The organism is Fructilactobacillus sp. X8R1C1, assembly GCF_059900945.1.
On sequence record NZ_JBWXVH010000012.1, the window covers coordinates 1 to 422 of the forward strand.

Consider the following 422-nt stretch of genomic DNA (forward strand, 5'->3'; position numbering starts at 1 on the left):
TATGGAGGATACAGGGATCGAACCTGTGACCTCCTGCTTGTAAGGCAGATGCTCTCCCAGCTGAGCTAATCCTCCAAAATGACCCGTACGGGATTCGAACCCATGTTACTGCCGTGAAAGGGCAGTGTCTTAAACCACTTGACCAACGGGTCATACTACAAAAATATACGGAGAGTGAGGGATTCGAACCCTCGAAACAGACTTTAATCCGTTTACATCATTTCCAATGATGCTCCTTCGGCCAGCTCGGACAACTCTCCATAGTACTCCGGCAGGCGGGCTCGAACCGTCGACAACCTGATTAACAGTCAGGTGCTCTACCAACTGAGCTATGCCGGAATAATCGCGTGGCAACGTCCTACCCTTGCAGGGGGCGATCCCCCAACTACTCTTGGCGTGCTGAAGCTTAACTTCTGTGTTCG

Annotated in this window: 4 tRNA genes; all 4 read right to left on the reverse strand. The window is 51.4% G+C overall.

Annotated elements, in window-relative coordinates:
* Window positions 1-2: 2 nt before the first annotated feature.
* A tRNA-Val gene (locus tag AC6UD1_RS07005) sits at window positions 3-75 on the reverse strand.
* Between the two features lie 4 nt (window positions 76-79).
* A tRNA-Glu gene (locus AC6UD1_RS07010) sits at window positions 80-152 on the reverse strand.
* Window positions 153-168: 16 nt separating this feature from the next.
* Window positions 169-260 (reverse strand) — tRNA-Ser (locus tag AC6UD1_RS07015).
* A gap of 6 nt (window positions 261-266) precedes the next feature.
* A tRNA-Asn gene (locus AC6UD1_RS07020) sits at window positions 267-339 on the reverse strand.
* Window positions 340-422 lie beyond the last annotated feature (83 nt).